22 protein-coding genes and 1 pseudogene are annotated in these 26894 nt (G+C 57.5%); 19 read left to right on the forward strand and 4 right to left on the reverse strand.

What is annotated here, in order from left to right:
* Positions 1-2: 2 nt before the first annotated feature.
* Both PV433_RS02945 and PV433_RS02950 read left to right on the forward strand, forming a co-directional pair.
* Positions 3-1361: an ABC transporter substrate-binding protein gene (locus tag PV433_RS02945; RefSeq protein ID WP_332070700.1), complete on the forward strand. Its 1359-nt coding sequence runs from the start codon at positions 3-5 to the stop codon at positions 1359-1361.
* A 37-nt stretch (positions 1362-1398) separates the two neighbouring features.
* The gene (locus PV433_RS02950) at positions 1399-3273 is read left to right on the forward strand and encodes a hypothetical protein (RefSeq protein ID WP_332070701.1); all 1875 of its coding nucleotides are present in this window, start codon (positions 1399-1401) and stop codon (positions 3271-3273) included.
* Between the two features lie 316 nt (positions 3274-3589).
* Here PV433_RS02950 and PV433_RS02955 read toward each other — a convergent pair whose 3' ends face one another.
* Complete coding sequence (locus PV433_RS02955) at positions 3590-4690, reverse strand: PRK06851 family protein (protein ID WP_332070702.1); 1101 nt, start codon at positions 4688-4690, stop codon at positions 3590-3592.
* A 1012-nt stretch (positions 4691-5702) separates the two neighbouring features.
* Between PV433_RS02955 and PV433_RS02960 the strand changes: the two genes are divergently transcribed.
* From PV433_RS02960 to PV433_RS03000, 9 genes and pseudogenes are all read left to right on the forward strand, one after another.
* Positions 5703-6632 carry a dihydrodipicolinate synthase family protein gene (locus tag PV433_RS02960; RefSeq protein ID WP_332070703.1) on the forward strand — a complete coding sequence of 310 codons (930 nt, stop codon included), beginning with the start codon at positions 5703-5705 and terminating at the stop codon, positions 6630-6632.
* Complete coding sequence (locus tag PV433_RS02965; protein ID WP_332070704.1) at positions 6629-7723, forward strand: sialidase family protein; 1095 nt, start codon at positions 6629-6631, stop codon at positions 7721-7723. The genes PV433_RS02960 and PV433_RS02965 overlap by 4 nt, the downstream gene beginning before the upstream one ends.
* Positions 7723-8394: a hypothetical protein gene (locus tag PV433_RS02970; protein WP_332070705.1), complete on the forward strand. Its 672-nt coding sequence runs from the start codon at positions 7723-7725 to the stop codon at positions 8392-8394. Before PV433_RS02965 ends, PV433_RS02970 begins: the two co-directional genes overlap by 1 nt.
* Before the next feature lie 29 nt (positions 8395-8423).
* Positions 8424-8639, forward strand: a complete 216-nt coding sequence (locus tag PV433_RS02975) for a hypothetical protein (protein ID WP_332070706.1) — start codon at positions 8424-8426, stop codon at positions 8637-8639.
* A gap of 4 nt (positions 8640-8643) precedes the next feature.
* The gene (locus PV433_RS02980) at positions 8644-9963 is read left to right on the forward strand and encodes an ABC transporter substrate-binding protein (protein WP_332070707.1); all 1320 of its coding nucleotides are present in this window, start codon (positions 8644-8646) and stop codon (positions 9961-9963) included.
* Between the two features lie 15 nt (positions 9964-9978).
* A pseudogene (locus PV433_RS02985) lies at positions 9979-10158 on the forward strand (IclR family transcriptional regulator domain-containing protein); the annotation flags it as partial.
* 669 nt (positions 10159-10827) lie between these two features.
* Positions 10828-12036, forward strand: a complete 1209-nt coding sequence (locus PV433_RS02990) for an MFS transporter (protein ID WP_332070708.1) — start codon at positions 10828-10830, stop codon at positions 12034-12036.
* Positions 12037-12435: 399 nt separating this feature from the next.
* The gene (locus tag PV433_RS02995; RefSeq protein WP_332070709.1) at positions 12436-14265 is read left to right on the forward strand and encodes an ABC transporter ATP-binding protein; all 1830 of its coding nucleotides are present in this window, start codon (positions 12436-12438) and stop codon (positions 14263-14265) included.
* Positions 14253-16040, forward strand: coding sequence for an ABC transporter ATP-binding protein (locus PV433_RS03000; RefSeq protein WP_332070710.1), 1788 nt, complete (start codon positions 14253-14255; stop codon positions 16038-16040). The genes PV433_RS02995 and PV433_RS03000 overlap by 13 nt, the downstream gene beginning before the upstream one ends.
* A 625-nt stretch (positions 16041-16665) precedes the next feature.
* On the opposite strand, the gene PV433_RS03005 is transcribed toward PV433_RS03000, so the two are convergent.
* Complete coding sequence (locus PV433_RS03005) at positions 16666-16806, reverse strand: hypothetical protein (RefSeq protein WP_332070711.1); 141 nt, start codon at positions 16804-16806, stop codon at positions 16666-16668.
* A gap of 507 nt (positions 16807-17313) precedes the next feature.
* Between PV433_RS03005 and PV433_RS03010 the strand changes: the two genes are divergently transcribed.
* Genes PV433_RS03010 through PV433_RS03020 form a run of 3 tightly spaced genes read left to right on the forward strand, consistent with a single transcriptional unit; the run spans position 17314 to position 18439 of the window.
* Entirely contained in the window at positions 17314-17868 is a 555-nt protein-coding gene (locus PV433_RS03010) for a GNAT family N-acetyltransferase (RefSeq protein ID WP_332070712.1), read from the forward strand.
* A complete protein-coding gene (locus PV433_RS03015) occupies positions 17865-18233 on the forward strand; it encodes a GNAT family N-acetyltransferase (protein WP_332070713.1) in 369 nt (122 codons plus the stop codon). Before PV433_RS03010 ends, PV433_RS03015 begins: the two co-directional genes overlap by 4 nt.
* Complete coding sequence (locus PV433_RS03020) at positions 18203-18439, forward strand: GNAT family N-acetyltransferase (protein WP_332070714.1); 237 nt, start codon at positions 18203-18205, stop codon at positions 18437-18439. The genes PV433_RS03015 and PV433_RS03020 overlap by 31 nt, the downstream gene beginning before the upstream one ends.
* 27 nt (positions 18440-18466) lie before the next feature.
* Here PV433_RS03020 and PV433_RS03025 read toward each other — a convergent pair whose 3' ends face one another.
* Positions 18467-19654: an ABC transporter substrate-binding protein gene (locus PV433_RS03025; RefSeq protein WP_332070715.1), complete on the reverse strand. Its 1188-nt coding sequence runs from the start codon at positions 19652-19654 to the stop codon at positions 18467-18469.
* Between the two features lie 118 nt (positions 19655-19772).
* Between PV433_RS03025 and PV433_RS03030 the strand changes: the two genes are divergently transcribed.
* Together PV433_RS03030 and PV433_RS03035 are read left to right on the forward strand one after the other, a co-directional pair.
* On the forward strand, positions 19773-20765 hold the full coding sequence (locus PV433_RS03030; RefSeq protein ID WP_332070716.1) for an HD domain-containing protein: 993 nt from the start codon (positions 19773-19775) through the stop codon (positions 20763-20765).
* 293 nt (positions 20766-21058) lie between these two features.
* Positions 21059-21643: a hypothetical protein gene (locus PV433_RS03035; protein WP_332070717.1), complete on the forward strand. Its 585-nt coding sequence runs from the start codon at positions 21059-21061 to the stop codon at positions 21641-21643.
* Positions 21644-22180: 537 nt separating this feature from the next.
* Here the strand turns inward: PV433_RS03035 and PV433_RS03040 are convergent.
* Positions 22181-22795: a 3-keto-disaccharide hydrolase gene (locus PV433_RS03040; RefSeq protein ID WP_332070718.1), complete on the reverse strand. Its 615-nt coding sequence runs from the start codon at positions 22793-22795 to the stop codon at positions 22181-22183.
* A gap of 330 nt (positions 22796-23125) precedes the next feature.
* On the opposite strand from PV433_RS03040, the gene PV433_RS03045 reads away from it, so the two are divergent.
* From PV433_RS03045 to PV433_RS03055, 3 genes are all read left to right on the forward strand, one after another.
* The gene (locus PV433_RS03045) at positions 23126-23971 is read left to right on the forward strand and encodes a helix-turn-helix transcriptional regulator (RefSeq protein ID WP_332070719.1); all 846 of its coding nucleotides are present in this window, start codon (positions 23126-23128) and stop codon (positions 23969-23971) included.
* A gap of 287 nt (positions 23972-24258) precedes the next feature.
* The gene (locus PV433_RS03050) at positions 24259-25413 is read left to right on the forward strand and encodes a Gfo/Idh/MocA family protein (RefSeq protein ID WP_332070720.1); all 1155 of its coding nucleotides are present in this window, start codon (positions 24259-24261) and stop codon (positions 25411-25413) included.
* 111 nt (positions 25414-25524) lie between these two features.
* The gene (locus PV433_RS03055) at positions 25525-26883 is read left to right on the forward strand and encodes an ABC transporter substrate-binding protein (RefSeq protein WP_332070721.1); all 1359 of its coding nucleotides are present in this window, start codon (positions 25525-25527) and stop codon (positions 26881-26883) included.
* Positions 26884-26894: the final 11 nt, after the last annotated feature.

A 26894-nucleotide genomic window follows, 5' to 3' on the forward strand; every position in this document is an offset into this window, starting at 1 on the left:
TCTTGGGGAACCGGATTGGAACGACAACGAATATGCTCGCAAGCGTGATGCTGCTAATGCTGCTGTCGGCATGCGGCGGAGCGGGGAATGGCGGCAGCGGAGGCACGGACGGGAAGGGGGAGGGGGCGGCGCCGAATACGCCGAAGCCGGCGGAATCCTGGGCCGACAAGCCGGCCGAGCTCGTCTTCCACAACTTGTCGGGCGGGCCGGAGGAGCAATTCAATCAAATGTTCGGGAACTTGATCCGCCAGAAGTTTCCGAACTATACGATCAAGTTCATCCAGTCCAAGCCGGGCACGACCTTGCCGGAGCTGGTCGCGCTCAAGGAGCGGGTTGACATCGTCTACAACTCGATCGAGTATATCGCCGAGCCGCTGCTCGGGACCGGTCTGGAGTATGACATGACGGAGCTGATCAAGAAGCATAACGTCGATCTGAACCGGTTCGAGCCGACGATTATCGACGGCATTCGGGCGATCGGGAGCGGCAAAATGTATATGCTTCCGATTCTTAACGGGAGACAGGTGCTGTTTTACAATAAAGGGGTGTTCGATAAGCTGGGCGTCCCGTATCCGAAAAACGGCATGACCTGGGATGAGGCGTTCGAGCTGTCCAAGAAGCTGACGCGCACCGAGGGCGGCATCAACTATTTGGGCCTGTCGGCATCGCCGGCACACATTTTACGGACGAACCAGCTGTCCAAACCGTATCTCGATCCGAAGACGTTAAAGCCGACCTTTCTGGATGAGGAATGGAAGAAGCTGCTTCAGGCGTATTTCCTCTCCTACGGGCAAAATGAATCGTTTGCGAACCGGACGGCGGAATTGAAACGGCTGCCTTATTATACGGAGATGACCAATACGTACGAGCTCGCCATGTTCGTGTTCAACTCGACATTCCCTTGGGACGGTCCGGCGTACGTCAAAAATATCGACTGGGATCTTGTCTCCATGCCGACGTTCAAGGATAAGCCCAAGGTCGGTTCGCAGGCTTCGCCGGGTTCGTTCGCGATTACTTCCGTCGCGAAAGAGAAAGACGCCGCGATGGAGGTCATCAAGTATTTGACTTCGGACGAGATGCAGACGGAGTTTTCCAAAAAAGGCATCATGTCCGTGCTGAAATCCGATGCGGTGAAGAAGGTGTTCGGTACGGCCAGCGAGCATAAGGACAAAAACTGGTCCGCCTTGTATTACGACGACTTTGCTCCGCTGTCGTACAAGAGCGTGTATGAGCTTGGCATCGAGGGGATCTACAGGCCGCTTATCCCGGATATTGCAACCGGCAAGGCCGATCTCAATACGGGACTGCGCAACATTCAGGAGCTGGTCGAGAAGTATATTGCGGAGCAGCAGAAAAAGTAAGGGAAGCGAACAATCGATCATGCGGGAGGAGATCCTTATGTCAGGGGACCAGCACTTCACCGGTACACAGCCTCAGGACGGGCAAGATGGAGAAGGCCGCACAAGGAACGAAGAAGGTTCGCGCACGATCAGCAGAAGGGCGCTGATCGCAGGTTTAGGGGCTGGCGGGATGCTAGCAGCCGGCAGCTTGTATCTCGGCAGCGTGTACGGCACGTCTGTTACCGAATCCGTATATGGAAGCGAAGGGGAATGCTGCGGCATGAAGCTGATGGGCCATTTTCGGGCCGGGGTCGAGATTGGCTCGGCTGAGCAAATTTTGGAGTTCGCCGAAGCCGACGGCTGCCGGATCACCGGCTATCGCTGGACGGGGACGCTTCCTCATACGACCGTATCGGGCAGTCCGTCCGGGGACGGCGGGATCGGAGAGGGCGCGTGGGCGGCCGTGTATGAGCGGGGCGTCGGCGAAGCGCTCGGCGACAGCGGAATTTACGAGTATGCCCGTGTAAAACCGGTGCCTCCGGCCGGCCAGATCGCCAACGAATCGGAAGTGATTATTCCTTACAAGGGCGCGCTTTACTGCTTGTTTAAGGGCAGCTATTCACTGGCCGACCAGTCGTATATTTGCGTCGTCAGGCCGACGGGTGACAACGAGCTGAAGGTCGTGTCGCAGATCGAGCTTGGAGTCGGCGCCGATGCCCGGGCGATGACGATTCATAACGACGACCTGTTCGTTTTTACCGGCGGCAAGATCAAGGTGTACCGGATTATCGACGCTTCGCTGCAGTTCAAGCTGGAACATACCCGCAAGTACAGCGGCTTCGTGCAGTCGTGCCGGATCATTAACGGACGCTTGTACGCCTGCAACTGGGGGGCGGGGAAGATCGACCGGTACGATCTGGTGAACGGCGTGCCGTCCCGCGAGACCCAATTCAGCGCAGGCGCTGCGGGCAATGCGTCGATCGTCTCGTACGGGTCGGTTCACTACCTGATCACGCATACGGATACGAACAATGTCACGAGGCTGGATATCGACCAGAACGGCGACGTATTCGCCCGGGGCGTCTATTCGTTTCCCGGCGTGGTCAAGCCGCGGTACGCCGCGGTCTACAACGGCATCATGACGCTCGGCGGGTACAGTACGCTGTATGCCAAAACGGTTGCACTGGACATCTCCTCCGGAACGCCCGTGAAGATCGGCGAGTACCTCAATATGGCGACTCATGTGAGGATTGGAGACTACCTGATCGGAACGTCTTACGACCAGACGTCGCCGCTGTACAGCGCCTATTATCACAAGCTGGTCAAAGTTTCCGTCAAGGACGGCTCAATTGAAGTGTTGTCCGACCGGGCGCTGCTTTATCCGCTGTTGTACCGCTCTACGGTGTTCGGGTTTTTGCTTGGCCGGGACGGGAAGCATCCGGCCGGACACGCGGCCGACAGCCAGCTCGGCCAGGAGATCGTCTGTTACTCGACGAGCGCGATCCCGAAAGGGATCGATCTCCCGCTGGATGCGGAATCGTACGTGCATCAGGACGGAATCCGGTATACCGGTGTGAGAAATATGGCGGCCGGCGACGTGATCGCTAGGTTTCAAAGTTTTAGTCCGGCGAGGCTCGGTTGGCTGAGGCTGCAAGTATCGTATACGATCGTAGATACTCAGAACGTCCCCGGCCAGACGGTAACGGCGCAAAGGGTGTATACCGCATTCAAAGCGTCGAACGGCAGCTGGACGATGACTTTGCCGCGTGTGGACGTGGCGCAGGCGGGGGCACTTGCAGTCTCGCTCGATTTCGTCGTATCCGGGGCGGATGCGTATGTATCGTGCAGCGGAGCGCTGACCAACGCGCTGGTGACGCTGTCGCTCGATTATCATTTGACGGACAACAACATGGGGTCGTTTTATTTGATGTAAAAAAGAGGAACGGGACGCTCTGCCGGTGCAAAGCGTCCCGTTGCTGTCTAGTGTAAGGGCCGGGGGAGGCGGGGACAGAAGCAGAGGCGGAGCCGGGGGCCGGGACCGGAGCAGCAGCCGCAACTGAAAGCAAAGCCAGAGCTCAAACCGGAGCCGGAGCTGATGCCGGAAGCCGAAAGCCGGGGCTGAAAACCAGGGATGAAGCCGAAAGCCCAAGACTCAAACCCGGGAGCCCGAACCCGAACCAAACCCCGAACCCGAACCTCGGCTTCCCCCACATCAACTTGCGGGTGGAGCTAGCGTCCCGCCGCCCGGCTTAAGTCGCGTCCGCGGTCAGGAGAGTGATCTCCCCGACGATCCGGTCCCGGATCTCGTCGGCCAGGCGAGTATCAACCGCCGAACGATACAGCGCCGTTTGCTCATCCTGCAGCGTTTTGGCTTGCGCCAAATGTCCGATGGACTCTTTCATCTTTGCGGAATACCGGTCCTTGAAGCCGCTGATCGCAGCCGCGTACTTCTCGTCCGTTCCGGGCTTGATGCAATGTGCGTACATATCGACAATCTCGTCGGTGTCGCGCTCGGGGAAATATTCGTGGGGCGCGGTGCTGTCGAAAATCGCGAACCCGAGCTCCCGCACGATGACCATATCAAGGCTGTTCGGATCGAATCCGCAGTGGTACACTTCGACGTCGAAGCCGCGCTCGCTGCCTGCGGCTGCGAGCTTCTTCAACATCGTCGATTTGCCGGAGCCGGGCCGGCCCTTGATGAAGTAGCGCTTCAGTCCCTCCGTCAGATTCGGGACAAAATCAACCGCGCCGCGCGGTGTAGCCGCTCCAAGGAAGCGGTGGTCCACCCGGCCCGATTTCCCCGGCCGGTTGCCGCCGAACAATTGCCGGATATACCGGGTGGTCAACTGATCCGCCGCCTCGAAATCCATATTGGCAATATAGACGGCTTCCCAATCGTCATGGATGCGGAGCGCTTCGGCAAAGCCGGAGTAAGCGCGAGAGTGCGCGAAGGCGATTTGCTCGCTCAAGCTGTCGATTGCGGACTTACCCGACGCGAGCCGGCCCTCGTCGAACGCTTCGTCCAGATTGACGTAGCGGACGTTATCTGCCGGCAGTCTGGGATGGACGACGCGCGGCGGCATGCCGTTGACGACGCCGGTTTTTAGCGCCGGAATGATGACCCCGTCCAAGGCGTCGTTGTCCGACGGCCGGTGGAGGAGCCAAATATCGAAGCCGCTCTCCGTCATCCGGGCGCCGACCTCGCGTATGATCGTCGATTTCCCGGTCCCCGGTCCTCCTTGCAAAATGTACAGCCGCTCCAGTCCCTGGAGGGACGAATCGATCTGGTTCGCGAAGCCCCGGGCGGTGTTGCCGCCGGCGTAATAATGGGTAACGTGTCCGGTCGTCATAGTTCTCCATCACCTTTCTAGGCTAATGTCAGGGTGCATGGTATATCGTATTGCTTTCGGCTTGTAAAGGTGCGGATTGGAGCAATTACGAGTGAAGGTAAGGGGAGCAGGCCCCCCGAACGCTCTTAGCACGCCCCCCGCACGGTCCCCCGGCTCCCTAACATGATTTGCACGCCCCTAGCACGCCCTTTACACGCTCTTTACATGCCCTTAGTACGCCCTGAGTACGCCCTTAGCATGCCTTTGCACCCGTAGCCCCCCAGCGCGCGCTCCTTGCACGCCCCAGCGCGCCCGTACCCTTGCACGTTCTTTGCACACTACTCCCTGCACACTCCCTGCACCCCCTGCACGCCCCCGGTTCGCTTCAAGCCTCACCAAGCTAATTAATCTTAGCGGAAGAAAAGCTTCCTCTATCCCGGATACGGCCCGGCATTTTTGATGATAGCGGAAGAAACGTTTCCGTTTTTTCGTCGGATGAAAGCTCATCCGCCCAATTTCGTACCAATAACGGAAATCGTTCTTCCGGTTTGCCTGCTTTTTCAGCCTGTTACCTGGTTTAGCGGAAGTTTTACTTCCGGTTTCCCTGCACATAGGGGGGGGCAGAAGGTTATAAGCAGGAAAACGCCCGCCCCCTTCACAACGACGCTTAGACAGTGGTTATTCGTTTCTGTTCAGGTATTCCATATGCTGATGCGGCCTTGCTTTGCTTTATGGCCGGATAATCTGGTATCAATGGATGTGAAGTTATGAATTATTCGAATTTAAATACTGTATTATGAAATTATATTGCATAAAATGAAATTAGATAATATAATTTGGTTAAAAGGGCGAATTTGCAAGTTGGCTGCTTTTACAGAACTGCAAACGCTTTGTATTGTACTATGCATCACAACAACCTAGTGAACGTGAACGTTAATCGAGTCCCTATCAACAACGGACTAGCCGTAAACCGCAAACCCGGATTGGCAGGGGGCGGTTTTCCGTTCATGCTTCCGAATACGGAGGACTTATAATGACAATCAAGCAAGCTGACCGTTTTTCCGGCATTCATGTCGCGATGCCTGCCTGCTACGATGCGTACGGGAACGTTTCGTCCGTCTCCGTCAGACGGCTGACGCGGCATTTGCTGGATGCCGGCATTCGCGGGCTTTATGTCGGCGGCGGGACGGGAGAAGGGATCTTGCAAACGGAGGAGGAGCGCGAGCGGACGCTGGAGGCGGTTCTGGAGGAGAGCGGGGGGACCGCAACTGTCACCGTTCATGTCGGCGCAGCCACGACGGCTGCGGCAATCCGACTGGCCCGGCATGCGGAAACAAGCGGAGCGGACGCCGTGTCGTCGATCCCGCCGTTTTATTACACCTACACGGAGGAAACGGTCAAGGAGTACTGGCTTTCTGTGATGGAAAGCGCTGCACTGCCATTTATTCTGTACTACATCCCATCTGCGACCGGCTTTCGCATGACGGAAAGCATGCTGCGTGACATGCTGCGTCACGAGCGGCTGATCGGCATCAAAATGACGACGTTTGATACGTACGAGCTGCAGCGGTTCAAATCAATCGGCGGCGAAAAGTTTCTCGTCTTCAACGGACCGGACCAGCAGTACGTGGCCGGACGCATCATGGGAGCGGACGCCGGGATCGGCGGCACGTACGGAGCAATGCCGGAGCTGTTCCTGAAGCTGGAGCGTGAATATCGGCTCGGACATGTGGAGGAGGCGCAGCGCTGGCAGTTTATTGTGAATGACATCATAACGGAGATTCGTTCCATCGGCTTGTTCGCGGCGGTCAAGGGGATTTTGCGGCTGCGCGGCGTCGATTGTGGGGAGCCGCGGCGACCGCTGCCCGGACTCCGTCAAGCGGACGAACCGGCCGTTCGGTGTTTGTATGAAACGATTGTTCGATATGCTAAAGAATGCGGACAAGAGGTGACAGCCCCATGAATATGAATGCGCTTTACAAGCAGACACGCATTTTAACCGACAACGGGAGCGGCGGTCCAACGCGTTATTATGCCTTTCCTACAGTGCTGCGGCTGCTGGACGGCACGCTGCTGATCGCGTACAAAAACGGCGACCGGCATGCGCTCGACCCGGAGGCGTCGCTGGAGATGCTCAGGTATGACCCGGACTCCGGGGAAGTGTTGTCAAGGCGGACGATAAACCGTACAACCGGCTGGATTCATCAAAATCCGGAGCTTGCCCGCATGCCTGACGGAACCATAACGCTCTCGGTTGATGTTCAGCGTCCGGGCGGCGGCAAGATGCGGATGGGCCTGCGCGTCTACCGCTCCGATGACGAAGGCGAAATGTTTCGCGACGAGGGCTGGTTTCCGCAAGCCGGGGGTTATGGCTACGGTTATGCGTTGGATGATGCGCAATGGACCGGAAGAGAAAACAAGTCGGATCTGGTGGCGGAGCAGACAGGACCGGCAGAAGTCGCGGTTGATCTGCTGACCATGTCGTTTCCCGAGTTGACAGGCGGCAGAAGGGCAGTGCATGCGCTGCGATCAAAGGATTCCGGCCATAGTTGGTCGCATATCCGCAATCTGAGCGATGAGTTCGACTTTGCGTTCAACGAATGCGCGCTGCTGGCCTACCAGGACGGCTACGTAATCGTGGCCCGCGGCGACAATCAGGCGACACGGGCATACCGGACAGACCGGGAGTTTCGCCGCATCGGAGAAAATAGATGGTCAGACATTTACGATTCGATCGCCTATATCGGCAGACCTAAGCTATTCGAACGGGAAGGTAGCTGGTATGTGCTGTGCCGCAATGTCGCTCAAGGAGCGCCAACCTCACTGCGGCTATACCGGTTCGAACCAGAAACGCTGACGTTGCTCGGCAACGTGCTACTGGATGAAAATGATTCGCAAATCGGACATTCCTATTATGCGGAGCATCTATTTACTGGAGAAGGAGACGAAACCCGCCTTCATGTCATCACGTATGCGCCGCATCGCGTGCCGGATATGCCGGACATAGTGGCTTTTAGTTTAGACTGGGCGCAAATCCGGGAGCGAATCGGCTGATGGGGGAGGTGCGTTTTTACCGGTACGGTGAAGGGGCGGACAGCGAATGGTGCTTTGTCCGGTTTCCCGAAAGTTATGGGCGATCCTCCGCTCCACATCCCTTTGTTATATGCAACCATGGTAACGGCTGGACGATGGACGGCAGCGAACGGACCGCCAATTTTACGGCCAAAACCCAGTACGGCGTCGATAGGCAGCGTGGCGGCTTCTACATGTCAGGGCTGGCGGACGGTTACCGCCTGTACTCCAATCCGTTGATCGAAGCGCTGCTGGAGGAAGAATTTATCGTTTGCGGTGCGCAAAACGGAGGGGATCAGCTGTACGGAAACGAGCGCAGCCGGCAAGCCTGCGCCGCGTTTTACCGTCACATGCGGGCGACGTACCGGGTGACGGAGCGCTGCTGCATGCTGGGTGCATCGAACGGGTTTATGACGACTCTCAATAGCGCCGCGCTCCTTGGGTCCGAGGCAGTGTCAGCCATCGTCGGCCTATACCCGCTGTGCAACCTGCGCCATGCGTTCCGTCATACACACCGGGCGCAGGTGAAACAGGCATACGGCATCGTTACGGATGAAGTTAAGGAGTTCAGTGAAAAGACAGCGGGCAGCGATCCGTGTTGTCGCGACTGGCGCGGATGGTCGATAGAGCCGGAGCGCCGCCCGCCCTACTGATCTGGTCCGCGCAGGACCTTGTGCTGCCAATGGCCGGGCATGCAGTCCAATGGGGGGAGCTGTATCGGGCTAACGGATCGATTGCCGAGCAAATCCGGGTTGACGGACAAGAGGGACGAGATGCGCAGGAGCACCGCGCGAGCAGCAGGGCCGAGGCCGTGAACGGGACAGAATGCGGCCACGGCGATTGGCGGCATTTCCGTCAGGTTGACATTGTGAACTGGTTCAAAACCAAAGGGGGATAAACAAATGGGCAAATGGACATGGCAAATGGGGGCGATGCTGGCTTTAGTCGTTGCGGCGGGCTGCGGCTCCGCGGAAGAGAAGCCGACAGGAAAGGAGGCGAACGGGACGGCGGATAAGGAGCTGAATTGGCTGCTCAGCGAGCCGGTTGTGCTGGATGTGTACATTCATACCGGGGGATACAAACGGGAACAGTTTATGGCTTACTACGGAGATGCGATCCGAGCGAAGTACCCGAATTTTGATTTCCGGCTGCACGTTCCGGACAAAGGATCTTCGCTTCAGGAATTGCTTGCGCAGGGGGTCAACATTGACCTCATCCAAAGCCATCGGGCCAATACATTCGAGCTGATGTACGATCTGAAGCTGCAGACGGATATTAGCGATCTGATCACCAAGTACAAGTACAATTTGAACGCGATTGAGCCTGTCGTGCTGGAGGAGATGCGCCAGCTCGGAGGAGGCGGCATCATGGGGCTCCCGTACGAATCGCGGGTGAACGCACTGTTTTACAACAAACAGCTGTTCGACAAATTCGGCGTCCCCTACCCCGGTCCGAACCAAACATGGGGGGATACGCTGGATCTGGCTCGCCGCTTGTCGAGAACGGACGGAGGCGCCCAATACTACGGCTTTCTTGCATTTCCGCGCCATGTGTTTCTGATGAACCAGCTTTCGCAAGGCTACGTGGATGCCTCGGGCGAGAAGGCGGCGCTGAACAATACCAATTGGAAGCAGTTGTTTGACATGCTCGCTTTGTTCCATCGGTTGCCGAACAATCCGTTCCTTACCCCGGGCCAAATATCGAATACGTTTTGGGCGGATGGCCGTTCGGCGATGTACGCCAGCATGTTCGTTCCTGATGCCGCTTACATTCTGAACACTCAGATCGATTGGGATGTTGCGCCTTATCCGGCGGTACAAGGTAAGCCGGGAATCAGCTCCGGCATGCTGAACTACTATTTCAATTTGACGTCGATAGGCAAAAATCGGGAGCAGGGGTTTTTGGCCGCAGCTTTCCTGGCGTCGGAGGAGTACCAGTTGGTCCAGGCAGGCAAAGGCTACAACCCTTCGCTGCAAGGACTCGCGCGGAAGCAATTGGGCAAGGACGTCCCGCAGTATGCGAGCCGAAATCTGCAGGCGATGGTGACCGACAAGCCGGCAGGCTCCTATCCGGTCAGCAGGTATCAGAGTATCGTCGACAAGACGCTCGACTCCGCCTTTAACGCGATGTTCGAGAAGGAGAAGGATAGCAATACGGCGCTGCGGGAGGCCGAGGAGGAAGCCAATCGGCTCATTCGCCAGGCACAGGCAAACGGAGGGTAGGAGCTCGCGCTTGGCCGCGCCTGTCTCGCCGTGCCTATCATGGGGAGAAGCGGTGCAGTTGCGGCGGCGATCAGCGTATCCGGCTCGTTGTCTAAGGTAAATTTGCCTGAACGGGAAAAGGAACTGGCAGGCGTCCTGATCGAGTTGGCCGACCGTATTTCTTCCAAGATGGGACATACGACGGCTCGCGTGTAAGACGGAAGAGCTGGCCGCATAAGTGGCAAGGGTATAACTACAAGTTATAACCTTGCCACTTTACCCATGTTATAAGCCAACTTTCGCAGTATGAAATCGGCAAACAAGACTTGATATAATTTGCCGCTGGCGCTTCCTGCACGACTCCGTACAGGGCGCATTCCTATATCGTCATGACATGGACGAATACGATGAGAACGCCTTTACGCTGGTGCACGAGCTCGGGCATGCGGGGCATTTTATGCTCGCCGGTATCAGGCTCCCTCTATGTTGAACGAGCTGCGTACGGTGCCAAACGCGATCCTTTTCCCCCGGCGTTTATGTGCAGTTTGGCTACAATCATTTTCTCCTCTACCGGATTGTTCCAAAATCGCTATAATGATAGGTATTGTATGAGCAGGGAATCATCCGCTTCCCTTCATCCCCTGCGTTCGGCTGAGAGGCTGCGGCGCGCTTGGATGCAACAAGGATACGACTCTAAAATAAACAGGCATATTCGCACGCAAAAGAAATCCGGCCGTCCCCCCCCCCGTTACTCGTTATTGCTGTTATTGCAGATGAGCCGCCAAAACGGGCAACCGGCGGCCGATGCTTTTATATGTGATATCGTCTGCCGGAAAGGCGGAAATCGCTCCGATGACTGTTCGCGCTTCACAGGTTTATATCCTTATGGAATTCGTTTCGTCGCTGGCGAATACGATTATGTTTACTACGTATGCCCTTTACTACATTACGACACTGGGCCTGAATCCGTTCGAGCTGCTCTTGGTCGGGATGGTGCTGGAGCTGACCGTGCTGATCTTCGAGGGAATTACCGGGGTAGTGGCGGATACGTACAGCCGGCGGCTGTCGGTGATCGCGGGGATGTTCGCGCTGGGAGTAGGCTTCGCCCTGCAAGGCGTCATCCCTTGGCTGGATGCGCTCGGGCTGGCCGTCCCGGCTATCGCCTGGCTGCTGTTCTCGCAGGTCGTCTCCGGAGTCGGCTACACGTTTATAAGCGGCGCCAACAAGGCGTGGATTACCGACGAGATCGGCGAGGAACGGGTCGGGCGGCTGTTTCTCCGGGCGAACCGGCTCAGTCTGGTCGCCACCTTGATCGGCATCCCGGTCAGCGTCGGATTATCCGTCGCGGGGACGCATCTGCCGTATCTTACAGGAGGGCTCCTCTACATCGGCCTCGGGCTGTTTCTCATTCTCCGCATGAAGGAGACGGGTTTTGTCCGGCCGGAGCGTGAAGGGCCGGCCTCGCCTTTACGGGAGATGACCTCGACATGGATCGCCGGCGCGAAGGCGGTGCGGGGGCAGCCGATTTTGCTGATGATGGTGGCTGTTACGGTATTTGGGGGAGCGGCTTCGGAAGGTTACGACCGATTGTGGGAAGCTCATCTGATTACCGGGATCGGTTTCCCGGCGAGTCCGTCGATGCCGATGGCGGTATGGTTCGGGATCATTTCGGCGCTGATCGCTTTCCTCAGTCTGTTCGTGGTCCGGTTCGCGGAGAAACGTCTCGACGTGAGCAACAAACGCGTCGTACTCGTCGGCATGCTCGTGTTGACCGGATTGCGAATCGTCGCGATCGCTTCGTTCGCCTTGGCTCCGAATTTTGCCTGGGCGCTCGGCTCGCTGCTTGCAGTTGGGATCATCGGGACGCTAAGCGGACCGATCTATGACACATGGCTGAGCCTGAATATCGAGAGCAAGGTGCGGGCGACCGTGCTGTCGATGCTCGGTCAGGCGGATGCGCTGGGCCAGACGGGAGGCGGCCCGCTGGTCGGCTGGGTCGGACACCGTTTTACGGTCCGGGCGTCGCTGCTTGTGGCGGCCGCGCTGTTGTCGCCGATCCTGGTCGTGTTCACCCGCGCGCTCCGCAAACGATAAAAAAGACAACAAGAAGCACATCTGGACAAGCCGGAAGCTTCTTGTTGTCTTTTTTTGCATGGGCATCAGAATGAGGGGAGAGGTTTGTACGGCCTAAGCAACCGGTGAAAAATTCCCATTTCAACAACACGTACCCGTGTCAGTACATCCCCGCAGGCGGGGGGGCCTGCAGTGGCATCTGCCGAATCTGCTTAGGGCCGGTATGGGGCCGCCGATCCGTTTCAAATAAAAAAACATTGGAGCACAAGCCTCCCTCGAGGCTTGCCAGTGTCTATGGCGTTTTCTGTCTGATTCCGTTTTTCCCTTAAGTGTATTATAACACAGAAAAAACAATCGAAACAGTCTGTTCATTCCTCATTTTTCCTAATATAGTAAATGTATTCTTGGGGAGGGTTGCCTTTGAGAGAAGGATATTTCGACAGAAAGACGAGTTGGCGGGACATAACGGACAACCTGCGCTGGGCGCTTGCCGTCATTGCCCGATCGGCGCCTTGGCCTGCAGCGGCATTGATCGGTTTTGCTTTGCTTGAAGGGGTCTCGCCCGTACTGACGATTTACGTAACCCGGCATCTCATCGACGGAGTCATTCAGGCGGCGGGAGCGGGCGGCGGATCGTTCGCGGCCGTTATGCCGTGGCTGCTTGCCTTTGCAGGCACCTTGCTGCTGACCGACGAGGTCATCTGGAGGCTTCGCGAACCGAGTACGACGAGACTGATCCAGCGGCTGGAGCATACGCTTGGTCGCAAGCGGCTGGTTCACGCCTCGCAGCTCCCGCTTTTATTTTATGAAGAAAGCGCTTCCTATGACAAGCTGTCGAGAAGCGACAACCCCGGAAGGAAAGTCGCCTACTTTTTTATGTACACGCTGCTGCTGGTAAAGGCCGCGATCAGCGTGGTCGGGATCGCCGGCTTGTTCTGGAACGTATCGCCATGCCTTGCCGTCGCACTGGTGGCGGTGTCGATTCCGCGGGCGATCTACGGTGCGAAGAAATCGCAGAAATGGATGAGCTTTACATACGATCAGACCGAGGAGCAGCGCAAGGTCGCTTATACGGACGGCCTGCTGACCGGCCGGGCGGAGCAGAAGGAGATGCGCGTATTCGATCTGGCGGAGCCGCTCTCGGACCGCTGGATCTCGATGCGCCGGGAGCAGCGGGCCAAGGCGCTGAAGATCAAAACGAAGATGGAACTGGGTGGAATCCCGTCCAACGGGTTGTTTTGGGTGACGGAGGTTGCGACCGTCGTGCTTATGGCGGTTTGGCTCGGACCGCAGCGGATTACGCCGGGCGTGTTCATCTCGTTGTTTCGGGGAGTGAGCCAAATGGACACTGCTGCCGGGCAAATCAGCTTTGCGATCGGGATTACGCAGGTTCATTCCATCGAGACCGGTTATGTGCGCGATTTTCTGAACGTGCCTGTACAGGCTGCTGCGGCAGGAGAGGGGATGTTTCCGGCCAGACTGCAGGAGGGCATCCGGCTGAACGGGGTGAGCTTCACGTATCCCGGCCGCGAACGTCCGATTCTGGACCGGCTCGATCTGCATCTGCGGCCCGGCGAACGGGTCGCCCTGGTGGGGGAGAACGGGGCCGGCAAAAGCACGCTGGTCAAGCTGCTGCTCGGGCTGTACAAGCCGGACGAAGGCACGATCACCGCAGACGGAACCGATTATGCCGGCATACCGGCAGAGCTGCTGCACGCGAACGTAACGGCCGCTTATCAGGACTATTACAAATTTTCGTTTACAGCGGGGCAAAGCATCGCTCTGGGAGATCCGGAGGTGTTCGCGGAGGACGCCGAGGCGGGCAGGGAGAAGGTCATCTCGGCGTCCCGGCGAGGCGGAGCGGCTGAATTTATATCCGGTTTGCCGAAGGGTTACGACACGCCCGTCGGGCACTTGTTCGAGGGCAGCCAGGGGTTGTCGCAAGGGCAGTGGCAGCGCATCGCGATTAGCCGGACCTTTATGAGGGACCCGCAATTGCTTATTCTTGACGAGCCGACGGCTGCGCTCGACGCGAAAGCGGAGGCTGAGATCTACGAGCAATTTGTAAACGGCATCCGGGATCGCGCGGTGCTGCTCATCAGTCACCGGCTCGGTTCGGCGAGGCTGGCCGACCGGATCGTCGTCCTGAGGGAAGGGCGGATCATCGAGGACGGCACCCATGACGAATTAATCGCCGCTAACGGCTCATACGCCCAAATGTGGGAGGTGCAATCCCAATGGTACCGGTAAAACGGCTGGCGACTCTCGTTACGTTGTTCCGATTCATGAAGTGGATGATCGCGACCGATCCGCTGCGGGCTTTACTATCGATGGGATTAAACGCGGTCAGAGGCGTATTTCCTACCGTTCACGTGTTTATTACCGCCCGCATATTCAGCGAGATTATTCATGTGTACGACGGAACGGCCGGAACCGGCCCGCTGATGGAATGGATCGCCATATGGGCGGCGCTTACGCTGGTTCAGCAGGCGATAAATCCGATCGAAGCAATCTTCACGGAGCAGCTTCGTCAGGAGATGGAAGATCGGCTGCTCCGGCAACTGCAGGGCAAAGCCGGCCGTCTTCGGCTCGAGGCGTTCGAACGGGCCGACTTTCACGATTTGTTGAAGCGCGCCCGCAAGATGGCGGAACCCGGGCAGTTTCACAATTTGATCATGGATTTCTACAATACGACCACCGGATTCATCCGGATCGTCTCGATCGCCGCGCTCATCGGCGTCTGGAACGTGTGGCTGCTAATCGCCATCATCGTCGTCGCGCTTCCCGATTCGGTCGCCAGTTTCGTGCAGACGAAGTCGGCTTTTTTCCTGAAGCGGAAGCAGACGGAGCCGGAGCGGATCATGAACTACTTGTCCCGGACGGTGACGTCCAACGGGGCGGCGAAGGAAGTGCGAACGTTCGGGTCGGCCCCGGCGCTGATCCGCTGGTGGGACCGGCTGTACTGGCAAGTGGCCGATACGTTGTACCGGCAGGAACGCAGCCAGCAGTCCGTCCGCGCGGGGCTTTCGGCGCTGGGGGCGGTCGGCCTCGGAGCCGGCGTCGCCTGGACGGCCTGGACCGTCTTGCGGGGCGAATTGTCTGCGGCTCAGTTCGGCGCTACACTGTTTGCCCTGCAGACGTTGAAGGATAACGTCGGACGGGTCACCGGGCGATTCGGCTATTTTCGCGACAAGCTGCTTTGCATGGAAGATTTGTTCATATATTTGGATTTGGGGCCGGAGGAACCCGCCAGCGGGGAGGAACTGCCGAGGATCGGAGACATCCAGGTGGAGAACGTCTCTTACCGGTATCCGACGAGCGAGAGAGACAGCTTGACCGGTATTTCGTTTACGCTGCGCGAGGGTGAGCGGATCGCGCTGATCGGCACCAACGGCTCCGGCAAGACGACGCTGGTCAAAGTGCTGCTCGGCCTATACCAGCCGGTTACGGGCAGCGTTTATTACGGCGGCCGAGATTTGTCCCGGCTCGATTTGAAGCAGCTGCGCATGCGGTCTGCCGCGGTGTTCCAAGACTTTATCCGCTATGCGTTCACGCTGCGGGATAATGTCGGCTTCGGCAAGGCCGATCAGGCCGGCGATATGCAGGCGGTGCAGCAGGCGTCGGCGCTCGGCGGCGCGGACGAGGTGGCGGCCGGCTTGCCGTCCGGCTTCGAGACGCCGCTTACGCGCAGATTTGCGGGCGGTACCGATCTGTCCGGCGGCCAGTGGCAGCGCGTCGCGATCTCCCGGGCGTTCATGCGCGACGCATCGCTCGTCGTGCTGGACGAACCGACGGCCGCGCTCGACCCGAAGGCCGAGACGGACGTGTTCGAGCGGTTCGCGGCGATGGCCGGCAGCCGCACCGCGATCCTGGTGTCGCACCGGCTCGGGATGGCCCGGCTGTGCGACCGGGTCATGGTGCTGCAGGACGGCAAGCTGGCGGAGCTCGGCACTCACGAGGAGCTGCTCGCCGCTGGCGGCGAGTATGCGCGGATGTGGGGGCTGCAGTCGCAGTGGTACAAGTGAGCCGGGCCTGCGGCGTTTGGACTGTGCCGCTGCGGCGGGGTCGCGGCCGCGAGGTGGGGTCCGCGCGAAGCAGGTTGCGCCATAGGCCGCGCCCTCGAGGCGATGTCCACGCAGCAGCAGGCACGCGCCATAGGCCGCGTCCGTCCACGCAGTAGCAGGCCGCGCCACACCACGCTGCTGCGCGTGGCCCCCGGCCGGAAGCTGCAAGCTGCGCGCAGCTCCGAATGCGCCCCAGCCTATGGCCGCAAGTTTGCGGGCGATGGGGCGAGCCGGCACGAATAGAAGCGATTTGCAGCTTCTATTTGCTGCAAATGGCCGGAATCGGCGGCGATAAAGGTGGTTTGTAGCTCTTATTTCGCGAGCCGGGAACGAATTCTTCGTTTCCGCGGCTTGATAAGGGGTGCAAACCACCCCTATTTTTGCGAAAAGCCCGCCAATGACGAAAATAAGAGCGGCAAACCGCTCTTATCCCCCAATACCTTTAATTGCAGCGACGTTTGAAGCTGCTTGCAACGAGTCATATTAATAGATGACACCGGGCATTTCTTCAGCGACGCTCCAAGCTGCTTGTGCAATAAGCCACGTTCCCGGGCGACACTGAACATTCTGCGGCCCGTTTCCGTTCTCATTCGTTGATTTTCTTATCCAGCCTGTACCGAATCGTTTTCATGATAGCTGCAAGTAAGCATAATCCGGCCACCCAATAGTTTTCGGTAAATGCAAAGATCCCCGCTCCAACTGCGAAAAGTACAATTTGCCATTTCATTTGATCCCCCGCCTCCGTACATTTATAGACAACCCCCGCCCTCCCGCCATACTCCCGAAACCTCGCCAGATTCCCGCCAAAATCATGTCTGATCCTCCCATTATATCATCCAATTTGTTCCATTTCTAGGTCGTGTCCTGGGAATTTCGTGAGGACGTACCGCCAAAGGTTAACGATGGCAAGGTGGGAGTCGACGAGTATCCAATAGGACGAAGTTGCAATATTTTGCTTCAGTGCTTCAGGAAATGTATGGGATTTGAGCGGCGTACACGATGAATGCCCGGAAAAACGATTCGCTTCCGATTACCGCCGAATGGCTGAGGACAAGGAGCATGTGCCGCGATCGAAATCGGCCCTCATCGCTAGCGTCGGCCTGCAACGAATCGATCTCTTGCTCCGCCGGCCCCGGATAATATGTCTGTAACAATTCGTTCCCTTGTTCCCCGAGCAGGGGGCTGTTACGTTTGGTTATACATTCATTTCCATATGGAGACGAGGTGCGAAGCGGTGCCGTATTACAAACGAATCGAAGGGGAGCGGCTTTATTTATCCCCGCTTGATCCGGAGGATGCAGAGAAGCTGGCGGAGTGGAACAACGACCTGGATTTTTCGATACTGACGGGGCATGCTGCTGAAATGTTCCCGCTTCCGAAGGTTCGCCAATCGCTGCAAAGCATGAGTGCAGCCGGTCACCATTTTGCGATCGTGGATCGGGCGGCTGAGCGGTTCGTCGGGATCTGTGCGCTAACCGGCGTCAATGAGCATCATCGCTACGCCAGCCTCGTCATTTCGATCGGGGACCCGGAATTTCGGCACAAAGGGTACGGGCAGGAAGCGGTTCGGCTGCTGCTTCATTATGGCTTCATGGAGCTGCACCTGCACAATGTCGAGCTGGGCGTATACGAGTACAACAAGGCGGCGATCCGGTGTTACGAGAAATGCGGGTTTCGCGAAATCGGGCGCAGGCGGAAAGCCAAACTGATCGCCGGGCGCCGGTACGATATCGTCTGGATGGATATGCTCGCGGACGATTTTATGAAGGAGGGGGCGGATGCGACATGAGGAGTCATTGGCGGCGGGTGCCGGGGAAACACGTATATTTATCCCCGCTCCTGTCGGAGGATGCGGAGCCTATCGCCGGATGGAGGAACGATCCCGCGCTCACGCCGTACTGGGACAGCGGTACAAACTCATGCTCGCTGGAGAAGACGCGGGACGACGTGGAAGAGATGATGAAGCACGGCTATCATTATGCGATCGTATCGGCCGAACAAGAACGCCTGCTGGGCGTCGGGAGTATAACCGGGGTCAGCCATCTGAACCAATCCGGGTTTCTGTGCTCGCTCCCGGCGATTTGGAGTTTTGGACGAACGGCTGCGGGCAGGAGGCGGCCGGCTTGCTGCTGGAATACGGCTTTCATATATTAAACTTGTACGCGGTAACGGTATGGGCGCTGCACGACCAGCAGGCGAAGCTGAACTGCTTGCAGGCATGCGGCTTTCGCGAGATCGGCCGGCGGCGCGAGCTGATAAGGTCCGGGAACCGCAGAGTGGACACGGTGTATCTGGATATGCTGGCGGACGACTTCGCACGGCCGGTCCGCTCTTACACGATCCGGCTCGATCAGTCGTAACCGCCATTCCCCGTCCAAGCCTGCGCTTTAGTTGATCTGCCCGGCTTTGCGCCTAATCTCCACGAGTTCCTCCGCCTCCCGGAAGGCGGTGTTCAAATCCTTCTGCCCGGCAAGCACGTCGCCGAACTTGAGTCCCAGCTCGCCAAGCGCCGCAGCTTCCAGCCTGGAACGGCTCGGAGCGGTAACGATGCCGGCGACAGCGTACAAAGCTTCCTTCGGATGCCGGGCGGTCTTCGGAACCACGAAAACGTATCCGGCCGGCAATCCCGGGATGCCCTCAAGCTTGATGTCAAAGGAAGGAAGCGGGATTCGGCCGACACGACGCTGCATTTGCTCAAGAGGCGGGTAGATGAAGTTGCCGGCCCACATGGCGACATCTCCTTTTTGGATAAACCGGTTTTTGCTAAGGTCCCGGCCCATCCCTTCGACTTCCATGCCGGGTACATCGTATACCGATTTCAAAGCGGCCAGCCATGGAATCCACCTTTCGCTCATCAACTGCGCCCGTTCGGATTGCGGATTGGCCAGCGGAGCCAGCTTCGACATATGGTTCAGCAGGAGAGAGCGGTCTGCCGCGAAACCGACGTACCGGATCTCCCGGTCCACCCGTGTCAATCGGGCCGTCAGCTCCTTCGTCTCGCCCCAGGTCAGTCCTTCTGCGGGATAAGGAATCCCGAATTTATCGAAGATGTCCTTGTTAAAATACAGGGAAGCGCCCTTGCCGGGAGGCAGCAGACCATAGGTCCCTTCGGTGCTTCTAATTTTCTCCGCGCCGTTAAGCGGATCGGTGTCCTTCGGAAGCTGACCGAGCTTGCGAACTTCAACGGTCATTTCCTGGATGACGCCGGATAGATCGAGCCATTCGTTCGCAGCCTGCCCCGATTCGAGCTCGGACAGCGGAATAAGCGCAAGATCGGGGGATTCGCCGGCCAGAAGCGTCCGCCAGTCGGTTCCTTCCGGATAGGCGACCGGCTCGATGGTGATCATCGGCTGGCGCTTAAGCAGCAGATCCGTTACGGCGCTCTTGAACGTATCGGCCGGCATTCGGCTCGCATCGAGCAGACGGAGCTGGACGGGCTGCTGGATCACAGGACCTGCGTAGGCTGGCGTGGAGCCGGCACCGTTGCCCCAGCTGCCCCGCGATGTTTGGATGCAGCCCGCCGTGAGCGTCCCGATCAGGACGGCGGTTATCGCCAGCAAGCTTTTTCTCTGCATACGAAGCATCCTAATTACACCCTTTAATGTTAAAGTTTATATTTACTTGATTAGACGATCGGGAGAGGAAATAGTTTCGACACTCCGAACTTTACCCGCAAGGAGGATAACCAGATCCATGAGACAAACCGAGCAAACGTTCACCACCCCGGCCGTGTGGGAGCCGGTCTATCAGTTGGAGATTGCGGCCGAGCCATTCGAGGTTGAGCTGTTTCAATGCGCCGCTGTCAGAAGGTTAAAGCATTTGCATCATTTTGGCGCGGGCGCTCTGATCGGTCCGGTTACACATTCAAGATACGAGCATACGGTGGGGGTGTGGGCGCTGACGAAGCGGTGGTTCCCCGAGTGGCGGGAACTGCATGCCGCAGCCATTTTGCATGACGTCGGGCACTTGCCCTTCTCGCATTCCGTGGAAAAAGCGCTGGGCCAATGCCATCACGCGCTTACGGAAGAGGTGATCCGGTCGGCTCCCGTTGCATCGATTTTGGCCAGGCATGGGTTATGCGCGTCCCGGTTGATCGAGCTGTTGAACGAGGATACTCCGCTTAGCGGCCAATCGGACGGCATCCGCATCGATCATCTGGACAGCTTCCTGCGCGATACGTATGGCGCGGGTCTTTACATTAGGCATCCGTCGGACATTATCCGCGGCATCACCTTTTGTGGGAACCGAATTGCGGCGGACGACGAGACGGCCTTGCATATTTGCCGTGCGGTTGCGGCCGATAATCGGATTTTTGCGCATCCGGCTTATTTGGCGGCGGACGAGATATTGTCGAGGGCCGTGCTGGAGCAGCTTAAGGCGGACGGGAGCACAGCCGCTTCGCTGGATGGGCTGACCGATTACCAGTTGTTACAGCTGCTGGAGAGCTCCTCTTCCGCCATCGTTCGGGATTTGACGGGCGTGCTGACCTTCGAGCCCCATCGCATCGTGATCAGGCCGGGCGGAGGAGGGGCGTATAACGCCGAGCTAAGGAAGATTTACAACAAACAGCCGTTGGCGGGGGATCGGCCGGTATCCGACAGGCTGCCTGAGGCGAAGCGGCTGATGAGCGAGCTGGAGCAGCTGCCGCGGTCGTGCAGCTTCGATATTTTGCCTGCGGGCCGGTGACCGGGCAACCGCGGGTGGCCTGCTATGAGTTGCACGGGCGTACACAGGCTGTTGTCCAACCTCGTGAAAATCCGACATGGTTAGGGCGTGAAGCCGGGGTCGGCCGTTTTTCGACGGCAAGCGTGATGTCCGACATGAAGTAGGCGTTACGTCCCAACGGACGGGTCCCGTGCCCGTCTCCATAAGTAATGCTCTTTTGACAGCGGCCTTCGACAGTAATCTTACTGGAAGTGCGGTAGGATAAAAACTACTAATCTAGTAGTCCAGTTATTTTATTGAAGGAGGCCGAAGCCGTGGAACCGCATATCGAAACAGTCGCTAATGATCCAATGTCGTCGCAGCCGTCCGATCGTTCTGGAGAAGAGCAACAAAAGTCGCGTAAGTCGAGACTTACGATGAAAGTTTTGCTGGAGCAAATCGAGGAGCTGCAGAAGGAAAACGCTCAGCTTGCGAAACGTCTGCATGTGCTAGAAGGGAAAATGATCTATCCGCTCTGGCGGGAAGAGGCCGCAGCCGCTGTGGAAATCCCGGCGGCAGAGGGGCGCGGGGGAGACAGGGAGCTGGAGATTCCGCTGCTGCTGTCGCAGTTGATGCCGGATCGCGGCGGCGTGCAGGAAGCGCCGGATGCTTTCGCGAAAGACGCTTCAGCGCAAGCGGCATTGCCGGCTCTGTCCGATCTGGTGCAGGCCGTCACCTCGCAGCAGGCGGCTGCTCCCGCCTGGTCGACACTGCCCGTCCCGGTGAACGACCGTTCTGGCGGCGGCAAGCTTCTGGCAGGGGGGCTGCAGCCGGTCCTGACTCCGCGGTCCGTGCGCCACCCGGTGCGCCGCAGAAGCTTTTGGTTATTCTTCCCGTTTTTCCGAAATCGGTCGGTTTGATGGGGCGCATGAGTGTTGCGTGAAAGCGAATAAAGAATGAGACTGGGGCTGTCCCAAAAGTGCTCGTATGGCATGGGGACGCCCCGGTTTCCAAACGAAAGGACCTCAAACCCCGCTGCATTGTGGGAGCCGAGGTCCTTTTTTCGGGGAACCGAAGAAGGGAGAGGGCAATAGGAGCGATCTGTACCCCTTATTTAGTCGGAAATCGGTCGTGGCGAGAAAATGAGGGCGGTTTGCAGCAGCTATTTTCCTCGTAACGCCCCATTTGCCGCCGAGAGTGCCGGAATTAGAGGTACAAACCGCCCTTAAGTCGCCCCCATAGGCACAAAGCGGCCGAATAAGAGTCTCAAACCGCCTTTAAGAGGTATCGGCCGGCTCCCCGACTACTCATACGAGCGCTAACCCTCTTCCGCTGCGCTTCCGCCAGAGCCCGCCCCTGGCTCCGCCTCGTACCGCTCCCCGTCCGCTTCCCATGACGATCGGCCTCCGGCCCGGGGCGGATCTCCCATATTCCACCTGTATTGCTTAACAACCCGCCTACAGCTCGATGAGCTTTAAATTGCGGAACTCGATGTAGCCGCCGTGGTTTTGCAGCCCGATATGTCCCCGGCGGGGCTGGTCGCGCCAAGCGTACTTGAACTTATTGTCCGTGCCGTCCGGGTTTTTGCCGGCGACGGTCCACTGGTCGAGATCGGCCTTGACGACGAGCATCCCGTTCAGCGTGAGCTCGACGATGCTGCCGTCGCATTTGACGACGATCCGGTTCCACTCTCCCGCCGGCCGCACGGCGTTAACGGATGGAGCGACCAGATCGTACAAGGCGCCGGAGCTGTTTTTAACCATTTCCTCCTGGTGGAACGTATCCCAGATCTGCATCTCCAGTCCGGTGTTCACCGGGTCGCTCAGATCCGTCCATCTGAAAAATACGCCGCTGTTCGTCCCGGGCGCTCCCTTGTACTCGAGCTCCAGGATGAAGTTCTCAAACTGATCCTCCGTATGCGCATAGCCGTGACTGTCTCCGGTGCACACCAGGTTCCCGTCGCGGACGAGCCATTCCTCCGGCTGGCGCGTTACCGCCCAGCCGCCTAGCGTGCTGCCGTCAAACAACAGCCGGTATCCTTGCTGGCGTTCTTGTTCCGTCAGAGCGTTCATCGTGTTCCTCCCGGTTATCGGCGTCGGAATGCGGGTCTGCCCTTCCGCAAGGAGGACAGTTTTCCGCGTCTATGGCGGCCTTGCACTCCGGCAAAGCTCCACCCGCGCCATGATATGGAAACGTACGAAGCTACATATTCGTCCTCATCTCCGGATCTCCTGCCGCCATTTTCCAATTCGCAAATCGAGCAATAAAAATCAAATGAGGAGCAGGAACCGGCAATAAAAATCAAATTTCCGCCATGGAATTGTGATACAGTAGACTCAACATCATTTGATCAATCTTGCCCATCCATCGAAACCAACTAATCGAATTTGGAGGGATTATCGATGAGGCACCCCCGTCAGCATTTCCCTTTTGCCACGTATGAGTATAAGAAAAGCGACCCTGGCGTCACTCCCCACGACTGCACCCAATACCATTTTTATTACGTCCATAGCGGCCAATGCGATTACAGGCAAGGCGAGCATACGGTCCGTTGGGGGCGCGGCGACATGATCATTACGAACGGCATCACGCCTTACAGTCCGAAGGCGGAACCGGGATGGGACTGCGTGCAGACCCGGTTTTCGTTCGACCCGCAGCTGGCCCACGTATTCGACCCTTACTTCTGCACGGACTCGCCGCTCAAACCGTTCACCGAGCTGCGCAACCACCAGATCCGGCTGAGCGAGGAGCAGGTTGCGGATTGCGAGAACATTTTACTGCGGATCAACCATTTCTATGAAGAAGAGGAGAAGGCGTATTACAATCGTTTCCTGATGGCGTTTTACGATTTGCTGATGTTCATCAGCAATTTATGCAAAGAGACGATGGAGAGCAATCCGAAGATATCGGCGGAAAAAGAACGGAACGTGCAGAAGATGATCGCCTTTATTGAAAATTATTACATGCAGGACGTCACGCTGGAGCAGATGGAAGCCGAGCTTCATATGAGCAAATATTATTTGACGAGAATGTTCCGCGAGATGACCGGCATGACGATCTTCGATTACTTGCGCCATAGACGCATCAAGCAGGCCAAGCTGCTTTTTTATTACCGGAAGGACAGTACGGTTACGGATGTATGCTACCAGGTCGGCTACAATAATTTGGCTCATTTCAGCCGAGTGTTCAAAAAGCAGGTCGGCATGTCCCCGGATCAATACCGCCGGGAGCAAAGCGCCACGTCATGAGCGGGCCGTACGACGGGCTGGGCGGCAGGGACGGCAAGGACGCAAGAAAGCAAGATTAGGCAAATAAGAGTCGAAAACGATGCAAGATAGATCATATCCCGGAAATGAGGGTATGGTACGCTATAGTTGTGGTTCAGCATACGGAACGACATTCCGTCAGTTGAAAGAAGGGGGGGGCTAACCGTATATATCGGAGACGGGAGACTGCTTCACAAGATGCAGCAACATCATTGTAAGCGCATACAAATAGGGCGGTAACGAACCTTACACAGATAGGAGTGGAAGCAATGACTATAAAGATTGGAATTGCCGGGGTAAGAGGGTTAAGCATGATGCTCGGCTTCAACTCGATTCCGGGGGTTGAGGTAACCGCTTTATGCGATCTGCACGAAGGGCAGCTGCTGGATCGGGCGGCACGGCTCCGAATTCCGAACACGTACCGGATCTATGAAGACATGCTCGAGTCGGATATCGATGCGGTCTTCGTCGCCACACCAATGCAGTTTCATCTCCAGCAGACGATCCAGGCGCTGGAAGCGGGCAAGCACGTGTTGTGCGAGGTGACCGCGGGGGTGACGATGGATGAGCTGTGGTGGCTGAAAGAAGCGGTGGAGAAGCACGGCAAGGTGTATATGATGGCGGAAAACTACTGCTACATCCCGGAAAACCAGCTGATCGGCAATATGGTCCGGCAAGGGATGTTCGGCGATATTTATTACGCCGAAGGGGAATATTTGCACAGCAACCGCCATCTCGCCTTCGGACATAACCGCCGGGTGGCGAACGATCCGACGGCGAACCGGACCTCCTGGCGCCATTATTGGCAGTATGGCAAACGGGGCAATTTCTACCCGACGCACAGTCTCGGGCCGCTTATGCAATGGTTCCGCGGAGATCGGATCAAAAGCGTCGCCTGCTTCGGCACGGGCTGGCATACGGCCCCGCAGTTCCGGCAGGAAGACACGTCCGTCACGATGTGCCAGCTCGAGAGCGGCAAGCTGATCCGACTGCGCCTTGACTGCGTGTCGAACCGGCCGGGCAACTGCGGCTATTACACGCTGCAAGGAACGAAAGGCAGCTACGAGGCGCCGAGAGGGCTGGGCGATCAGCATAAAATATATTTTCATACCGACGGGGAACAGATGGATCATGCCAAATGGGAGCCGCTTGCCGGTCATTACGACAAGATGCCGGAGCGGTACCGCAATGCTACCGAGGAGCAGAAGCGGGCGGGCCACTGGGGCGGAGATTATTTTATCGTGCACGATTTTATCGAGGCGGTCCGCGGCGGGATTCCTCCGGCGATCGACGTGTATGACGCCTGCGAATGGACCGCGGTCGGTCTGCTGTCCGAACTGTCGATTATGAACGGCGGCCGGGTGATCGATGTGCCGGATTTCCGCAACGCTTCTTCGCGTCGCGATCAGGTGATCAAGCTTTGAGCGAGCAGGCAGTTGAACGGAAGCGGGAAAGACGGATGCGGCCGGGGTGTGAACCGGTTCGCTAGGCCGGTTATGGAATGATCATATCAGACAAACGAAGGGGTGTTCCGAATGAACGGAAAAAGATCGATTGTGATTGCGGGCATGACAATTGCGGCTCTGCTGGCCGGCTGCAGCGGGAACGGAACCGGAGGGAAAACGGCGGAACCGGGCGGAGACAGCGGCGCAGCCAAGAAGGACGACTTCGCCAGCAAAATTGCGGAAGCGACATCCAAGCCGGTCGTCATCAACGTGTTCGAGAACTCGCCTACGTATACGCAGGAGCAGTTTATGGAGCTGTACGGCAATCAGATCCGCAAGAAGTACCCGAACATGTCCTTCAAGCTGTATTCGGCCAATAAGGATAACGGAGGCGGGTCGCTGCCCGACCTGCTCGCCCAGGGCGTTCCGCTCGATCTGATCAAAGTGAGCGGAGCCACGTTTTATACGCTGATGGCGGATAACAAGCTGGAAAACGACGTCACCGACCTGATCAAGCTGTATGGTTACGATCTGAACAAACTGTATCCCGTCGTCCTGGAGCAGATGCAGCAATTCGGCAGTAAAAAGGAGATTTACGGGATTCCGAATGCGGCCGTATCGACAGCGCTGTTTTACAACAAAGACATTTTCGACAAGTTCGGGGTTTCCTACCCGAAGGACGGCATGACCTGGGACGAAGTTTACGAAATGGCGCGCAAGCTGACGAGACAGGACGGAGGCATTTCATATTTAGGCTTCCAGGAAGGTTACGGCCATCTGCTTCCGGTCAATCAGCTGTCTCAGGGCTATATCGATACGAAGTCGAACAAAGCAACGCTGAATAACGACAACTGGAAAAAAATCATCGATAACTTCGCCCGGTTTCACCGCATCGACGGCAATGAGTATGCCCCGACCTTTAACGATCTGTTCTGGAAGGAAGGCCGGGTGGCGATCATGGCCGCTCAGAGCGGGGGTTCGTGGGATATCGTGAAACAAACGCCGATCAACTGGGATCTCGTAGAGCTTCCGCGCTTCAAGGATGCTCCCAAGGCGGGACCCGGCTTGCAGCTTCCGTTTTACGCCATTGCGAGCACGAGTAAAAACCGCGACCAGGCGTTTCTCGCCGCGGCCTATATCGGCTCCGAAGAGTTCCAGAAGGAATTCGCCAAGCACGGGTATGTTCCGCCGATCAAGATCGACAATTTGACGGAGGTGCTCGGGAAAAACGTGCCTCAGCTGGCCGGCAAAAATGTAAAGGCAGCCGTGCCGCTGGAGTCCGCGGCTTCTCCGTATCCGTTCAATTCGTATTTCGGTCAGGTGCCGGGCTTCCTCAATACGGCTTACCTCTCGGTCATGAACGGGCAGAAGGATATCAATACGGCGCTTAGGGAAGCGGAGGAAGCGGCCAACAAAAAGATCGAGGAAGTGATGGCCGCCAAAAAATAACGCCATGCGCC

Origin of the sequence: Paenibacillus sp. GYB004 (assembly GCF_036577605.1) — a bacterium.
Taxonomy (GTDB): Bacteria; Bacillota; Bacilli; order Paenibacillales; family NBRC-103111; genus Paenibacillus_AB; species Paenibacillus_AB oceani.

What these genes read in the sequence shown, in the direction of transcription:
- PV433_RS02990 (WP_332070708.1), top strand. Translation starts at nt 10,828, where the DNA reads ATGGAATTCGTTTCGTCGCTGGCGAATACGATTATGTTTACTACGTAT.
- PV433_RS02975 (WP_332070706.1), top strand. Translation starts at nt 8,424, where the DNA reads ATGGCCGGGCATGCAGTCCAATGGGGGGAGCTGTATCGGGCTAACGGA.
- PV433_RS03000 (WP_332070710.1), top strand. Translation starts at nt 14,253, where the DNA reads ATGGTACCGGTAAAACGGCTGGCGACTCTCGTTACGTTGTTCCGATTC.
- PV433_RS03015 (WP_332070713.1), top strand. Translation starts at nt 17,865, where the DNA reads ATGAGGAGTCATTGGCGGCGGGTGCCGGGGAAACACGTATATTTATCC.
- PV433_RS02960 (WP_332070703.1), top strand. Translation starts at nt 5,703, where the DNA reads ATGACAATCAAGCAAGCTGACCGTTTTTCCGGCATTCATGTCGCGATG.
- PV433_RS02965 (WP_332070704.1), top strand. Translation starts at nt 6,629, where the DNA reads ATGAATATGAATGCGCTTTACAAGCAGACACGCATTTTAACCGACAAC.
- PV433_RS03050 (WP_332070720.1), top strand. Translation starts at nt 24,259, where the DNA reads ATGACTATAAAGATTGGAATTGCCGGGGTAAGAGGGTTAAGCATGATG.
- PV433_RS03045 (WP_332070719.1), top strand. Translation starts at nt 23,126, where the DNA reads ATGAGGCACCCCCGTCAGCATTTCCCTTTTGCCACGTATGAGTATAAG.
- PV433_RS02970 (WP_332070705.1), top strand. Translation starts at nt 7,723, where the DNA reads ATGGGGGAGGTGCGTTTTTACCGGTACGGTGAAGGGGCGGACAGCGAA.
- PV433_RS02980 (WP_332070707.1), top strand. Translation starts at nt 8,644, where the DNA reads ATGGGCAAATGGACATGGCAAATGGGGGCGATGCTGGCTTTAGTCGTT.
- PV433_RS03030 (WP_332070716.1), top strand. Translation starts at nt 19,773, where the DNA reads ATGAGACAAACCGAGCAAACGTTCACCACCCCGGCCGTGTGGGAGCCG.
- PV433_RS03055 (WP_332070721.1), top strand. Translation starts at nt 25,525, where the DNA reads ATGAACGGAAAAAGATCGATTGTGATTGCGGGCATGACAATTGCGGCT.
- PV433_RS03040 (WP_332070718.1), bottom strand. Translation starts at nt 22,795, where the DNA reads ATGAACGCTCTGACGGAACAAGAACGCCAGCAAGGATACCGGCTGTTG.
- PV433_RS02950 (WP_332070701.1), top strand. Translation starts at nt 1,399, where the DNA reads ATGTCAGGGGACCAGCACTTCACCGGTACACAGCCTCAGGACGGGCAA.
- PV433_RS03025 (WP_332070715.1), bottom strand. Translation starts at nt 19,654, where the DNA reads ATGCAGAGAAAAAGCTTGCTGGCGATAACCGCCGTCCTGATCGGGACG.
- PV433_RS03005 (WP_332070711.1), bottom strand. Translation starts at nt 16,806, where the DNA reads ATGAAATGGCAAATTGTACTTTTCGCAGTTGGAGCGGGGATCTTTGCA.
- PV433_RS02955 (WP_332070702.1), bottom strand. Translation starts at nt 4,690, where the DNA reads ATGACGACCGGACACGTTACCCATTATTACGCCGGCGGCAACACCGCC.